This window comes from Delftia sp. WSY_22, assembly GCF_043104185.1.
GTDB classification, from domain to species: Bacteria; Pseudomonadota; Gammaproteobacteria; order Burkholderiales; family Burkholderiaceae_C; genus Comamonas; species Comamonas tsuruhatensis.
In genome coordinates this window covers 228,037-242,207 of the sequence record NZ_JBICKN010000035.1, presented here as the reverse complement: position 1 = coordinate 242,207, position 14,171 = coordinate 228,037, and the positions used below count along the sequence as shown (strand labels likewise).

7 protein-coding genes are annotated in these 14,171 nt (G+C 70.9%); all 7 read right to left on the bottom strand.

Annotated elements, in window-relative coordinates; translation table 11 throughout:
* Position 1: 1 nt before the first annotated feature.
* The 7 genes from ACF8NF_RS19030 to ACF8NF_RS19000 all read right to left on the bottom strand — a co-directional run bounded on the left by ACF8NF_RS19030 (position 2) and on the right by ACF8NF_RS19000 (position 13,489).
* The gene (locus tag ACF8NF_RS19030) at positions 2–4,738 is read right to left on the bottom strand and encodes an SDR family NAD(P)-dependent oxidoreductase (RefSeq protein WP_392451033.1); all 4,737 of its coding nucleotides are present in this window, start codon (positions 4,736–4,738) and stop codon (positions 2–4) included.
* A complete protein-coding gene (locus ACF8NF_RS19025; protein ID WP_392451032.1) occupies positions 4,738–10,104 on the bottom strand; it encodes an amino acid adenylation domain-containing protein in 5,367 nt (1,788 codons plus the stop codon). Before ACF8NF_RS19025 ends, ACF8NF_RS19030 begins: the two co-directional genes overlap by 1 nt.
* A 20-nt stretch (positions 10,105–10,124) precedes the next feature.
* Positions 10,125–11,114, bottom strand: coding sequence for a TauD/TfdA family dioxygenase (locus ACF8NF_RS19020; RefSeq protein ID WP_016450666.1), 990 nt, complete (start codon positions 11,112–11,114; stop codon positions 10,125–10,127).
* Positions 11,111–11,800 carry a 4'-phosphopantetheinyl transferase superfamily protein gene (locus ACF8NF_RS19015; RefSeq protein ID WP_016450665.1) on the bottom strand — a complete coding sequence of 230 codons (690 nt, stop codon included), beginning with the start codon at positions 11,798–11,800 and terminating at the stop codon, positions 11,111–11,113. Before ACF8NF_RS19015 ends, ACF8NF_RS19020 begins: the two co-directional genes overlap by 4 nt.
* The gene (locus tag ACF8NF_RS19010; protein ID WP_392451030.1) at positions 11,778–12,527 is read right to left on the bottom strand and encodes a thioesterase II family protein; all 750 of its coding nucleotides are present in this window, start codon (positions 12,525–12,527) and stop codon (positions 11,778–11,780) included. The genes ACF8NF_RS19015 and ACF8NF_RS19010 overlap by 23 nt, the downstream gene beginning before the upstream one ends.
* Before the next feature lie 5 nt (positions 12,528–12,532).
* Positions 12,533–12,814 (bottom strand): MbtH family NRPS accessory protein, encoded by a 282-nt coding sequence (locus ACF8NF_RS19005; RefSeq protein ID WP_043790278.1) that lies wholly within the window; start codon positions 12,812–12,814, stop codon positions 12,533–12,535.
* 150 nt (positions 12,815–12,964) lie between these two features.
* Positions 12,965–13,489, bottom strand: coding sequence for a sigma-70 family RNA polymerase sigma factor (locus ACF8NF_RS19000; protein ID WP_043790277.1), 525 nt, complete (start codon positions 13,487–13,489; stop codon positions 12,965–12,967).
* Between the last annotated feature and the right edge of the window lie 682 nt (positions 13,490–14,171).

The window sequence follows — 14,171 nt, the reverse complement described above, 5'->3', positions numbered from 1 at the left end:
CTCACGCAGATGCGAAGGCGGCAAGGGCATCGCCTTCATCGGTAACGGTGGCCTCGATCTCCTCGATCAGCCGGGTCTCCACCAGCACGGCCAGCTCGCCGACGGTGGGGGCCTTGAAGAAGGCCGCAGGGTGCAGCTCGACACCAAAGCGCTTTTTCACGCGGCCCAGGATCTGCAGGGCCAGCAGCGAGTCGCCGCCCAGCTCGAACAGGTTGTCGTGCACGCCCACCGGGGCAATGCCCAGCATGTCGGTCCACAGCGCGGCCAGGGCCTGCTGCAGTTCGCCTTCGGCCGCAACGTAGGCGGTCTGCAGCGCCGGGCGCGGATGGCCGCCACGGGCCTGCGATCCGTTGGCAGGTTCGGCGACGGCTTCGGCGGCAGGTTCTGCCAGCGCATCCACCAGCCCGGCATCGATCTCGCCCAGGCGCTGCTGCAGGTCGGTGGTGGAGATGACCACCTGGTGCGGCACATCGCCGTTGACGATGCGTTCGAACACCGCTGCCGCTTCTGCGCCGCTCCAGCCTATGCCCTCGGGAATGCGCATGCCGGCGGCCATGCCCAGGTCACGCCAGGCGTCCCAGTCCACGGAGATGACGGGCCAGGCGCGCTGGCGGCTGGCCAGTGCCGCCAATGCATCCATGCAGGCATTGGCGGCGGCGTAGTCGCTCTTGCCCAGGCCTGCGGTGAGGCTGGAGATGGACGAGCACAGCAGCACGAAGTCCGGCGCCTGCATGTCCTGCATGTCCTGCATGTCCTGCATGTCCTGCATGTCCTGCATGTCCTGCATGTCCTGCGTGCCCAGCAAGTCCAGCAGCAGCCGGGTGCCGCGCAGCTTGGGGGCGAATACGCGCTCCACGCTGTCCCGCGTGCGGGTGGCCAGCATGCCGCTGTCGGCATGGCCTGCGGCATGGACCACGCCATGCAGGGCGCCAAAGCGCTGGTGCGCCTGCGCCAGCGCCGCCTGCACCTGCGCGGCGTCGGCCACATCGGCGGCCAGGGTCAGCACCTGGGCGCCCTCGGCCTCCAGGGCCAGCAGCTGCAGCAGTTGCTGGCGCAGGGTGCTCGGCTGCCCGTCATCGGCGGCCAGTGCCTCCCATTGGCTGCGTGCTGGCAGCGCCGTGCGGCCCAGCAGCACCAGGCGGGCCTGCCAGTGCGCGGCCAGATGCCGGGCCAGCGCCAGGCCCACGCCGCCCAGGCCGCCCGTGATCAGGTACACGCCCTGCCTGCGCAGGCGCGGCGCCGCGGCGTCCTGCCATTGCAGGGGCTCGTAGGTCTTGCGCCAGCGGTGGGCACCGCGCAGGGCGATGGCCGTGTCGGCCGTGCGAAGCCCATGCGGCGCGCGGGCTTCGTCCAGCAGCTGGCGCGCCAGCCGGGCCTGCATTGCGGGCGAACCCGCCTGCACCACATCGACGAAACGGCAGTCGATGGACGGGCATTCCTGCCCTATCGCCTTGCACAGCGGAAAGACGGCGGCCATCTCGGGGTTCAGCGCTTCCGCTCCGGTCACATCTTCCGAACCGCCTGCGGCCACCAGCAGCAGCCGCCGTGTGCGCGGGCCTCCAGCTCCGTGCGCACGGGCCTCCAGCGCCTGCGCCAGGGCCAGCACGCTGTGAAAGCCGCGCTCCAGCGGCGCAGGGGCGGCCGCGTCCATGGCCCACAGGTGGTAGACGGCGCCCACGGGGCCGAACTGCGCCTGCACCGCATCGAGCAAGTCCTCGCAATCGCGGCGCTCGCCGGGGCGCACGGCATGCCGGCACGGGGCCAGGCAGGCGGGGGCGGCGCCCGCTTCCACGCAGACCACATCGGCGCCCTGCGCGCGCAATGCGTGCACCAGGGCCTCGGCCGTGGCACTGCCGTCGCCAAACACCAGGGCCACCTGGGCTGCGGCTGCGGCGGTGCCTGCCTCCCACCGCAAGGGACTGCGCTGCCAGGCGGCGGCGTAGAACGGACCCGCGGTCGCCGAGGGGCCTGCCGCGCCTGCCGCTTTCGGTGCATCGCCACCCTGCCCCGCAGCCTGCACCCAGAAGGAGCGGCGCTGGAAGGCATAGGTCGGCAACGGCACGCGCCGGCCTGGCCGCCCGCCCCGGCAGGCAGTCCAGTCGATGTCCACGCCCGCGCACCACAGTCCGGCAACGGCCTGCGCCAGCAGCTGCGCGCTGCGTGCGGTCTGCTGGGGATGGGCCTGGCTGGGCCAGATGCCGGCCGCCGTGGCGGCGCGCGGGTGCTGGCGAGCCAGGGCGGCAAGGGCCTGGCCGGGGCCCACCTCCAGCAGCACGCGGCCCGGCACGCTCAGCAGCTCGTCCAGCCCGTCCGCAAAGCGCACGGTATGGCGCAGGTGGCCGGCCCAGTAGGCGGGGTTCATGGCCTGCTCGGCCGTGATGGGCTTGCCGGTCACGCTGGAGATGAAGGCCAGGCGCGGCGCATGCCGGGGCACGCTGGCCACCACCTGCTCCAGCTGCGCCAGCAGGGGCTCGGTCATGGCCGAGTGCGAGGCCACGGCAATGTGCAGCCGGCGCGCGGTGATGTCGCGCGCGCGCAGCGCCTCTTCGGCCGCCTCGATGGCGGCCAGCGGGCCGGACAGCACGCACAGGCGTTCGCCGTTGACGGCACCCAGGTCGCAGCCCGCATCCAGCAGCGATTGCAGCTCGGCCTCGGCCAGGGGCACCGAGGTCATGGCGCCCTGCGGCAGCGACTGCAGCAGGCGGCCGCGCGCCGCCACGATGCGCAGGGCATGCGGCAGTTCGAACACGCCGGCCAGGCAGGCCGCCACATACTCGCCCAGGCTGTGGCCCAGCATGGACACGGGCTGCACGCCGCACGCCATCCACATCCGGGCCAGCGCATAGCCGATCACGAATAGGGCCGGCTGGGCCTTGTCCATGGCGGACAGCGCCGCGTCGGCCTCCACCTCTTCACCCGGGGCGGGGAACAGCCACTGGCGCAGGTCCCAGCCTGTTTCGGCCTGCAGCAGCTCGCAGCAGCGGTCCACCTCCTGCCGGAACACACCGCCGTCGCGGTACAGGTCCAGGCCCATGTTGGCGTGCTGCACGCCCCCGCCCGGGAAAAGAAAGACCACGCCGGGCGGCTGTGGCGGCACCTCGGTGGCCTGGCCTGGCGGCGCAGCAGCAGCAGCAGCAGCAGCAGTAGCAGCAGAGAGGTGCAGGCCCTCCACCGCCATGCCCATACCGTCTGCCACCACGGCACGGCGATGGCCGAAGGCGCGGCGGCCCTGCTGCAGGGTGTGGGCCACATCGTCCAGCGACAGGCCGCTGCCGGCCTGCTGCAGATGGGCAGCCAGGCGGCGCGCCGCTTCATCCAGCGCACGGGGGCTGCGAGCGGACAGCGGCAGCACCTGCCAGCCCCGGGCTGCATCCGCCTGTGTAACGGAAGGGGCGGCAGAGGTGGCAGGGGCGGCAGCAGCCTCCTGCAGCACCACATGGACATTGGTGCCGCCAATGCCGAAGGCGCTCACGCCCGCGCGGCGCGGTGTGGCCGCCTGGGGCCAGGGCCTGGCCGCGGTGTTGACATGGAAGGGACTGCGCTCGAAGTCGATCTGCGGGTGCGGCCGCTCGAAATGCAGGCTGGGCGGCAAGGTGGCATGCCTGAGCGAGAGCACCGCCTTGATCAGGCCCGTGACACCGGCGGCCGCATCGAGATGGCCGATATTGGTCTTCACCGAGCCGATGGCGCAGTAGCCCCTGCGCTGCGTGCTGGCGCGAAAGGCCTGGGTCAGCGCCGCGATCTCGATGGGGTCGCCCAGCGCCGTGCCCGTGCCATGGGCTTCCACATAGCCGATGGTGTCGGCCGGCACGCCCGCCAGGGCCTGCGCCGCGCGGACCACGGCGGCCTGGCCGTTGACGCCGGGCGCCGTGAAGCCCACCTTGTCTGCGCCATCGTTGTTGGCGGCGCTGGCCAGGATGACGGCGTGGATGGTGTCGCCGTCGCGCAGCGCATCGTCCAGGCGCTTGAGCACCACAATGCCCGCGCCGCTGCCCTGCAGCGTGCCTGCGGCCTGGGCATCGAAGGCGCGGCAATGCCCGTCCGGCGAGAAGATGGCGCCGGCCTGGTAGCGGTAGCCGCCGTTTTGCAGCAGGTTGAGCGAGACGCCCCCGGCCAGCGCCATGGCGCATTCATGGCCCAGCAGCGCCTGGCAGGCGGTGTGCACGGCCATCAGCGAGGTCGAGCAGGCCGTCTGCACGGTGACGGCCGGGCCGCGCAGGTCCAGCTTGTAGGCCACGCGCGTGGCCAGGGCATCGGCCATGTTGCCGCTCATCAGGCCCAGCAGGTCGGCGACCTGGGCGCCAGGGCCCGGCGCATGGCGGGGCAGCAGATGGCGCATCAGGTAGACGCTGGCGCCCGTGCCCGCATACACGCCGATGGCGCCGGGGTAGCGCCGGCCCTCGTAGCCCGCATGCTCCAGCGCCTGCCACGCGCATTCCAGGAAAAGGCGGTGCTGCGGGTCCAGCTGCTCGGCATCGCGCGGGGTGTAGCCGAAGAAGTCGGCATCGAAGAGGTCCATGCCGGCCAGCGGCACGCCGGCCTTCACGTAGCCGGCATCGTCCAGCAGGGCCTGGGGCACGCCCATGGCGCGCAGCTCATCGTCGCTGTAGCGCTTCACGGACTCGACGCCGTCACGGATGTTGGCCCAGAAGCGGTCGATGTCGTCGGCGCCCGGAAAGCGCCCGGCCATGCCGATGACGGCGATCTCCAGGCCGGTGGTTTCGGAGGAAGAAGACATCAGAGGGTCCTTTCGATGTGGCGCTTGCGCTGCAGCAGCGCCTCGCGGCGGCGCTGGGCCGCGTCCATGCCGTCCCGGGCGGCGGCCGCCTGCGCGGCGCCGTCGCCCTCGCCCTCGCCCCCGCCCTCGCTATCTGCGCCCTGCTCGATGCGCCGCGCCAGGGCCGACACCGTGGGGTGCTTGAAGAGATCGACCAGGGACAGCTCCCGGCCCAGCCGCGACTCCAGCAGGCCATGCACGCGGATGAGCTGCAGCGAATGCCCGCCCAGGTCGAAGAAGTTGTCGCTGGCGCCTACGCGCTCCACGCCCAGCACCTGGGCCCAGAGGGCGGCAATGGTCACGGCCACGCCGCCCTCGGGCGGCTCGTAGGCCTGGTGCTCCAGGGCCGGCAGGGCGGGCGCCTCGGGCAGCGCCTTGCGGTCCACCTTGCCGTTGGCGTTCAGCGGCAAGGCATCCAGCACGGTGATGGACGAGGGCAGCATGTAGTCGGGCAGGGCCGCGGCCAGCGCGCTGCGCAGCGCAGCCATGTCCAGGCGCTGCCCCTGCTGCACCGAGACAAAGGCGGCCAGCCGCGCGCCGTCGGCCGCCTGGCGGGCGACCACCACGGCCTCGCGCACGGCGGGGTGGGCCAGCAGTTGCGCCTCCACCTCGGCCAGCTCGATGCGAAAGCCGCGGATCTTCACCTGGTGGTCCACGCGGCCCAGGTAGTCGATCTGGCCGTCGCCGCGCCAGCGCACCAGGTCGCCCGTGCGGTACAGGCGCTCGCCCGTGCGGCTGGCGGGATCGGCGACAAAGCGCTCGGCGCTCAGGCCCGGCCGCCGCCAGTAGCCGCGCGCCAGGCCCACACCGCCCAGATACAGCTCGCCGGCCACGCCGCGCGGCACCTCGTTGAGCGCGGCATCCAGCACATGGGTGCGCAGCCCGGCCACGGGGCGGCCTATGGGCACGGACAACGCGCCCTCGTCCCGGCAGTCCCACCAGGTGACCTCGATGGCCGCCTCTGTGGGACCGTAGAGATTGAGCAGGCGGGTGCCGGGGAAGGCCTGCAGCACGGCCGCCTGCAATTCGGCGGACAGGGCCTCGCCGCTGCAGATGATGCGCTGCAGCCCCTGGCAGGTGGCGGCCACCGGGTGCGCCATGAAGGCCTGCAGCATGGACGGCACGAAGTGGATGGTGCTGACCTGGTGGCGCGCTATCAGCTCGGCCAGGCGCCGGGGATCGCGGTGGTCGCCGGGGGCGGCCAGCGCCAGGCGTGCGCCGGTGGTCAGCGGCCAGAAGAATTCCCAGAAGGAGATGTCGAAGCCGAAGGGCGTTTTCTGCAGCACCGTGTCGCCCGGGCCCAGCGGCTGGTGCATCTGCCCCCAAGCCAGGCGGTTGCACAGCGAACGGTGGCGGTTGGCCGTGCCCTTGGGCCGGCCCGTGGAGCCCGAGGTGTAGATGACATAGACCAGGCTGTCGCCATGCAGGGCAACGGCCGGGTTGTGGGCCGGCATGTCCTGCAGCCGGGACGCCAGGCCCGGCACATCGACCAGTCGGGCCCTGCAGCTGGCTGGCAGGCGGTCCCGCACCTGCGGCTGCACCAGCACCAGGGACACGCCGCTGTCCTCCAGCATGTAGGCGATGCGGTCGGCCGGATGCTCGGGGTCGATGGGCACATAGGCGGCGCCGGCCTTCATGATGGCCAGCAGCCCCACGACCATCTCGATGGAGCGCTCCATGGCAATGCCCACCGGCACGCCGGGCCGCACGCCCGATGCGATCAGGTGATGCGCCAGCCGGTTGGCGCGCGCATTGAGCTCGGCGTAGCCCAGCGTGGCCTCGCCCAGGCACAGGGCCGGGGCACCGGGGCTGCGCGCCACCTGCTGCTCGAAGCGGCGGTGCACGATGTCGCCGCCGTGCAGGACCTGGTCATTGCAGCTCCAGGCCGCCAGTTGCTGGCGTTCTTCGGGACCCAGCAGCGGCACCTCGTCCACGGCACATTGGGGCTGCCGGGCGAGGGCCTCCAGCATGGCCTCGTAGTGGGCGGCCAGGCGCTGCATGCTGCCCGGCTCGAACAGCTCGCGGGCATAGACCAGGCTGATGCCCAGGCTGCCATCGGAGCGCTCGCGCACTTCCACGGTCAGCTCGAACTGTGCATCTGCGGCCGCCAGCGGCTGGCCGGCCACCGTCCAGCCCGGCACCTGCTGCAGCGCGTGCCAGTCCTCCACCAGATGATTGAACAGCACCTGGAACAAGGGGCTGTGCGCCAGGCTGCGCTGCGGCTGCAGCGCCTCCACCAGTTGCTCGAACGGCAGCGCGTGGTGGGCCTGCGCGCCCTGCGCCGCCTCGCGGGCCTGCTGCAGCACGTCGGCCAAGCGCATGCGCCCGTCGATGCGGTTGCGCAGCACCAGGGTGTTGACGAAAAAGCCGACCACGCCCTGCAGGTCGGCATGCGCACGGTTGGCCACGGGCACGCCGACGCGGATGTCCTCCTGGCCCGTGTAGCGGTACAGCAACGCCTGCCATCCTGCCAGCAGCAGCGTGAAGAGCGTGTCCCCCTGCTGGCGGGCCTGCGCGCACAGTGCCTGCAAGGTCGCGCCGGGCAGCTCGAAGCCGTGCCGCCCCGCACGATAGCGTGCCAGCGCCTGGCGCGGATGGTCGGTAGGCAGGGCCAGCACAGGCTGGGCCTCGCCTGGGGGCACCTGCAACCGTTCCAGCCAGTAGGCCAGCGAGGCCTGGTGGCCTTGCTGGGCCTGTTGAGCCTGCTCCCGCTGCCAGACGGCGTAGTCCACGTACTGCAGCGCCGGGCCGCTGTCCGGGGCGCCGGAATACAGCGCCGCCAGATCGTCCAGCAGGATTTGCATGGAGGCGCCGTCGGAGACGATGTGGTGCATCACCAGCGCCAGGATGTGCTCATGGGCCTGCAGCCGCACCAGGGCAGCCCTGGCCAGCGGCCCCTGCTGCAGATCAAAGGGCTGGGCGCACAGCGCCTGCAGCCATTGGGCGGCGTGCTCCTCGCGCTGCGCGGGCTTGCCCTGCGCGGCCTGCGCGGCATCCAGCCACTGCAGCTCCAGCCTGCCCTGGGGGTCCAGGCGCTGCTCGACCTCCCCATCGGGCCGGGCGTTGAATACCGTGCGCAGCGAACCGTGCCGTTCGGCCAGGCCCTGCACGGCTGCACGCAGGGCGCCTGCATCCAGCGGCCCGGTGATGCGCAGGGCGCCCTGCACGTGGTAGGCCGTGCTGCGCGTATCCATCTTCCAGAGAAACCATTGGCGCTGCTGGGCCGGCGTCAGCGGCAGGGGCATGGCGCGACGGGCCTCGGCCAGCGGGGCAATGCGCTGCAGTGCCGTGCCCGGCTGGCGCTGTTGGCACAGCCGGTCGATGTCCTGCGCCTGGTCGCGCAGCCGCGGGTGCTCGAAGACCCGCCCGGCCGGATACTCCAGGGACCATTGCCGGCAGATGCGCGCGGCCAGCCGCACGGCGGCCAGGGAGTTGCCGCCTTGCGCGAAGAAGTTGGCCTCGCCGGCCGGCTTGTGCAGGGCATCGCCACCGAGCACCTCGCGCCACAGGCCGGCCAGCGTGCCTGTGGTGGGATCTGCCGCGCCCGCCTCCTGCGGTGCCTGGCTGCCGCCGCCCGCGAAGCGGCCCGACTCGAACACGGCCCAGGCATCCAGCGTGCGCGCGGACCAGCCCTGGCGGCAGGCTGCGCGCTGCAGCTTGCCGCTGGAGGTGCGGGGCAAGGCGCCGGGGTTGAGCAGCACGATCACCGTGGGTGCCTCACCGCACTGCGCGCCCACGGCGGTGCTCAGTGCATCGACCAGGGCCTGGGCCGGCACCAGTTTTTGCATGCCGAACGAGACTTCGGCAGCAATGCCTATGCCTTCCCGGCCATCGATGTCCACCGCAAACGCGGCCACGCGTCCCTTGCGCACGGCTTCGACCGCGGCCTCGACCACGCGCTCGATGTCCTGCGGGTAGAGGTTGTGCCCGCGCACGATGATCAGGTCCTTGATGCGGCCCGCCACATGGACCTGCCCGCCGTGCACGAAGCCCAGGTCGCCCGTGCGCAGCCAGCGCCGGCCTGCATGCTCGACAAAGGCCTGCTGCGTTTGCTGCGGCTTGCCCCAGTAGCCCTGGCTGATGCTGGGGCCGTGCGCCCAGATCTCGCCCACGCGGCCGGGCTCCAGCACCTGCAGGCTGTGCGGATCGACGATGGCCACGGCATGGCCGGGAACGGCGGGGCCGCAGCCCACCAGCGCGGTGGTCTGCGAGGCGCCGGGGCTTTCCACGGCCCGGCCCTGGCCCAGGGCCTCGGTATCGAAGGACGTGATCGTGGCGCCCGCGCCGCAACTGCCGCCGGTGATGAACAGGGTGGCTTCGGCCAGGCCGTAGCAGGCATAGGCCGCGTCGGGCCGCAGGCCGCAGGCGGCAAAGCGCTGGGCGAAGGCCGTGACGGTGTCGGCACGCACGGGCTCGGCACCGGTATAGGCCAGCCGCCAGCTCGACAGGTCCAGCTGCGCCAGCTGCGACGGCTTGATGCGCTCCAGGCACATGCGGTAGGCGAAGTCGGGGCCGCCGCTGATGGTGGCGCGGTGGCGCGAGATCAGTTCCAGCCAGCGCACGGGGCTTTCCAGGAAGAGGCGCGGCGAGGTCAGTACCAGCGGCAGCCCGCTGTACAGCGGCTGCAGCAGTCCGCCGATCAGGCCCATGTCGTGGTACAGCGGCGCCCAGGACATGAAGCGGTCGCCCGCGCCGATGTCCATGCGCTGCTGGATGGCGGCCTCGTTGGCGATGAGGTTGCCGTGGCTGACCATCACGCCCTTGGGCGCCGAGGTGGAGCCCGAGGTGTATTGCAGAAAGGCGATGTCGTCGGCAGCCGGCGCATGGGGCCGCCAGGCCTCGGCATCGGCCAGGTCCACCTGGTCGGCGGCCACGGCGGCAATGCCGGCAAAGCGCGCATCGGCGCCGGGCAGGGCCTGCATCACTTCGGCCGTGCTGATCACGCAGGCCGCGTCCGCGTCGCCCACGATGCCCAGCAGCCGCTCCAGGTGCTGCACGCGCAGCGATTCCAGCGGCGGCACCGGCACGGCGATCACGCCCGCGTAGAAGCAGGCCAGCATGCTGGCGGCGTAGTGCTCGTCGTTGTCCATCATCACCAGGGCGCGCGCGCCCACGGGGCACAGCTGCTGCAGCCGGGCGGCCAGCGCGCGCACGCGGCGGTCGAAGTCGCCATAGCTGTGGCTGCGCTCGACCACGCGGCCGTCCTGCACGGCGGCCACGGTGAGCCAGATGTCGTCGGACCGCTGCTGCGCCAGGCCCCTCAGGTGCTCGACCAGGCTGGCCGGCGCCTGGCCTGCTGCCGCGATTGCACTTTGTCCACTCAGCATGTCAGCTGCCTCCCGGGTTCTCAGAAACGGTCCAGATTGCTGCGCGGCTCGGCCATGGCGACGATGACCTTGCGCGGCCCCTTGAAGGGCGAGCGGGCATGGGCCACGAGCATGTTGTCCAGCATCAGCACGTCGCCCTGCTCCCAGGGGAAGCTGACGGTCTCGGCGTCCAGCGCGGCGCGCACCTCGGCGAAGATGTCGTCGCCGATGGTGGAGCCGTCGGCGAAGAAGGTGTTGCGCGGCAGGTTCTCGATGCCGTAGACCTCCTCCAGCACCTCGCGCTCCTCGGGCTCGCGCGCCGAGATGTGGAACAGGTGGGCCTGGTTGAACCAGACCATCTCGCCCGTGACGGGGTGGCTTTCCATGGCCTGGCACAGCTGGCGCGTGCGCAGGCCGTCGTCTTCCTTCCACTCCCAGTCCATGCGCGCATGGCGGCAGAAGGCCTCGACCTCGGCGCGGCTTTCGGTGTTGAAGACCTTCTGCCAGGGCACGTCCATCTCGCCGAAGTTGCGCACGTAGAGGATGCCGGGCTCGAACAGCTCGCGGATGCGCGCCGGAATGCGGCGGTAGACCGCACGGCTGTCGGCAATCGGCGTCTCGCCGCCCTCGGGCGATGCGGTGACGCAGTGGAACCAGATCTTCATGGGCCACTCGCGCGTGTAGGCCTGCTCGTTGTGCAGCGGAATGCTCTGGTGGGCCGGGTACTCGGTGGAGGTGTAGACGCCCGCGCCGCTGGAGGCCTCGACCGCGCTGCGCGGCGTGGAGGCGAATTCGTACTTGAGCAGCGGATGGCCGAAGGCCGAGGCAAAGCGCTGGAAGGTCTCCACATCGGGCACGCCAAAGCCGCGCAGCAGCACGCCGCCCGTGGTCAGCAGGGCTTCGTCGATGTCGCGGCGCAGCGGCGGCAGCGCGGCCAGCAGGTCCTGGCCCGGCTGGGCGGGCGTGATGAGCTGGGGAAGCAGCGAGCCCGCGGGGGCCTTGCGCTCGAAGCGCTGGAGGGTTTCGTTCATGTCGATTCCTTGGTGCGCCACGCAAGAGCTGCCGCGTAGCCTGGCGGCGCTGGAAGCGCCATCGCTTGAAAACCATTCCAGTCGGGGACCGCGCAGGCGATGGCCAGCCGTCCGTCCCCTCCCGGGCTGATGCCAATGGAGCGCAGGTGCTCGGCCACGCCAATGCCGATGGCCTTGAGCACGGCTTCCTTGCCCACCCAGCGCTGGTAGAAGGCCGCCAGCCGATCAGGCGCACGGCGCACGCTGGCGCGTTCCTGGTCGGTGCAGACGGCGTCGAGCATGACCTCGGCATCGAGGTCGGGCTTGTGCTGCTCTATGTCCACGCCCAGGTGCAGCACGCCACCGGGGTCGGCCAGCGCGATCAGCGCATGGCCGCCCGAATGCGAGACGTTGAACACAGGCGCCCTGTGCGGCTCGTCATCCACGAAAGGCTTGCCGTGCGTGCCGATGGCCAGGGGCACATCGGCCGGGCAGCAGCCCAGCCTGCGCCCCAGCAGCCGCCGCGTGGCAGCGCGCGTCTGTGCGAAGCGCAGCCGGTCGGCGGCCCGCACGAAGCGCGCGGCGCGACCGCGCTCCTCGGGGGTCAGGTGCGGCAGGCTATCGCTCAGCTCGGCCGACAGGTCCAGGTCCAGCCTGAAGACCTCGATGCCCTGGCTCATGGCCTCACGCACGGACACGAGCTGCATGGATTTCCCCCTGGAGTGACTGGGACCCGGCCAGGCGCTGCGCCAGCACGGCCAGCACATCGCCTTCGCGCTGCCTGATGAAGAAATGCCCGCCCTCGAACCAGTCCAGCGTGAAGGCCCCGGCGGCCTCCTGCGACCAGGCCTGGACGCGGGGCGCCTCGATGTCGTCCTGCCGCCCCGCAAAGACATGCACCGGCAGCGGCAGCGGCAGGCCCGCAGCGGGCACATGGCCGAAGCTCTCGCAGACTCGGTAGTCGGAGCCCAGCACATCCAGCGTGATGCGCATGAGCTCGGGGCTGCCAAACACCTCTTCGGGCGTGCCGCCCTGCCTGCGCAGATCGGCAATCAGCGCCGCATCGTCGCCCTTGCCCGCAAAGCGCTCGGGATCGCGGCAGGCCGGTGCCGGGCTGCCCGAGGCAACCAGGGCCAGCGGCAGCTCCCTGCCCTGCTCGCGCAATTGCCGCGCCATGCCGAAGGCCAGCAGCGCGCCCATGCTGTGGCCCAGCAGCGCAAAGCGGCCGCGCATGGCCTGGCGCTGCTCGGCGCACAGCAGCGAGACCAGTTGCCCGAAGTCCTCGACCGCAGGCTCGCCCAGCCGGCTGCCCCGCCCCGGCAGCTCCACCGGCGCAATGCGGATCCAGTGGGGCAGCAGCCTGCGCCAGCGCAGGTACATGGTGGCGCTGGCGCCTGCGCACGGCAGGCACAGCAGGGTCAGCGGCGCGTGCATGCGCGTCAGCCCGCTGCGGTTTCGGTATCGGTATCGGCCTTGTGCAGCGCGGCGCCGGAGCCCGCCTGCTCCTGCTGCTGCATCCACACGCGCAGCGACTTGGGCCGCATGTCGGTCCAGGTGGCATCCACGTAGTCGAGCACGGTTTTCTTGTCGCCCTTCACGCCCTCCACGGCGGTCCAGCCGCCGGGCACGGCCTTCCAGTGCGGCCAGATGGAATACTGTTCCTCGTGGTTGACCAGAACGATGAAGGTTTCGTCTTCGCGGTCGAAGCAGCTTGTAGACATGCAGGCGTCCTTGTGCAGTTGAACATCGGCGAAGCCAGTTCCGGATCGCGGCGATCCGGTACTGCGCCTCTGTTGAACATGACGTTCCGGATCCGAAACTGTTCACGCCGCGTGCGCGCCGGTTCCGGGTCGTGCGCCGGGCTGCACCGTTCAATGGTGGTCCAGCAGCGAGCGGTGGACATGGATGGCCTTGCAGGCATCGGCAATCCTGGCGTTCACCAGGCCCAGCGCGCACTCCATGTGCTCGGCGATCTGGCGCTGCGTGAGTCCCTTGATGCGGTACAGCTCGAAGGTCTCGCGGGTCTTGGGCGGCACCTCGTCCAGGGCCTGGTCGATCAGGCGTATGGCCTGGGACTCGAACAGGCTGCGCTCGGGCGAGCGGCCGTCCGGTATCTCCAGCGTCTCCACATCCACGCCGTGGGTGCGGTAGGTGTTCTCGCGCTCCTGGCGGCGCAGGTAGTCCAGCGCCATGTTGCAGACGGCGCGCGTCCAGTAGGCGGCGGGCCTGGCGATCTCGGCATCGCTGCGCATCTCGGCAACGCGCAGATAGGTGTCCTGCACGGCCTCGTCGGCCAGTTCGGGATTCCTGAGAATTCTTCGCGCGACCCTCACCAACTGTCCACGCGAAGCAATGAAGACCTCTTCCAGCGAAGAATGTGTGTGATTCAAGGACACGATGCAGTTCCTCTCGCAAGCTAGGCAAGAACGTCAAGGGGAAATGTCGACCGCAGGTCGATGGACGGCCGGCGTGCCGCCCGTGCAATAGGGCGGAGCGGGACTCGGCACAGGCGGCAAGCGGCGGCACAACCGCTGACCGCAGGGCATCAGTGCGCGCCGATGCGCATCGGCGTGACTTGGGAGGCAGGCCTAGATCGGCCTCATGACGGCCTCAGGGCGGCGGCCGCCCTCGCCGGATCCATGCGTCCTGCAACAGGATCGGCAAGGGCTGTGCAGCCTTGCAGACGTGCTGAAACTTGAACCGGGACCATGGCATGCAGTGGCGCTCCTTTGACGTTTTCCAACATTGAAATGAGAAGCATTACCAGTTCCGGCGACAGGACCGGGCCTGGAATGGCTGCTCACACCTGCCTGGAAGACGTCCCGCCAGTGCAAACGGAGACACGGCTATCGGCTGTGGAAAATCGGCAGGCATCGCCTATGGCGCATCGCATCACCATGGCTTTCCCTCGCCGTGGATGATGGGCCTGGATCATGACGGACTGGTGATGCCCGATACATCGGGATGGAAGCAGGAACTGCCTGCAGCGCAGGCCCCTGCCATCGCACTGGGCAGGCCCCATCGAGACGCGGCCCGCAGCGAAACTGCAGACGAAAAAAAGCCACCTTGCGGTGGCTT

Excerpts from the sequence above, each read along its gene's own strand:
- ACF8NF_RS19030 (WP_392451033.1), bottom strand. The coding sequence starts at position 4,738 with ATGTCTTCTTCCTCCGAAACCACCGGCCTGGAGATCGCCGTCATCGGC.
- ACF8NF_RS19025 (WP_392451032.1), bottom strand. The coding sequence starts at position 10,104 with ATGCTGAGTGGACAAAGTGCAATCGCGGCAGCAGGCCAGGCGCCGGCC.
- ACF8NF_RS19020 (WP_016450666.1), bottom strand. The coding sequence starts at position 11,114 with ATGAACGAAACCCTCCAGCGCTTCGAGCGCAAGGCCCCCGCGGGCTCG.
- ACF8NF_RS19015 (WP_016450665.1), bottom strand. The coding sequence starts at position 11,800 with ATGCAGCTCGTGTCCGTGCGTGAGGCCATGAGCCAGGGCATCGAGGTC.
- ACF8NF_RS19010 (WP_392451030.1), bottom strand. The coding sequence starts at position 12,527 with ATGCACGCGCCGCTGACCCTGCTGTGCCTGCCGTGCGCAGGCGCCAGC.
- ACF8NF_RS19005 (WP_043790278.1), bottom strand. The coding sequence starts at position 12,814 with ATGTCTACAAGCTGCTTCGACCGCGAAGACGAAACCTTCATCGTTCTG.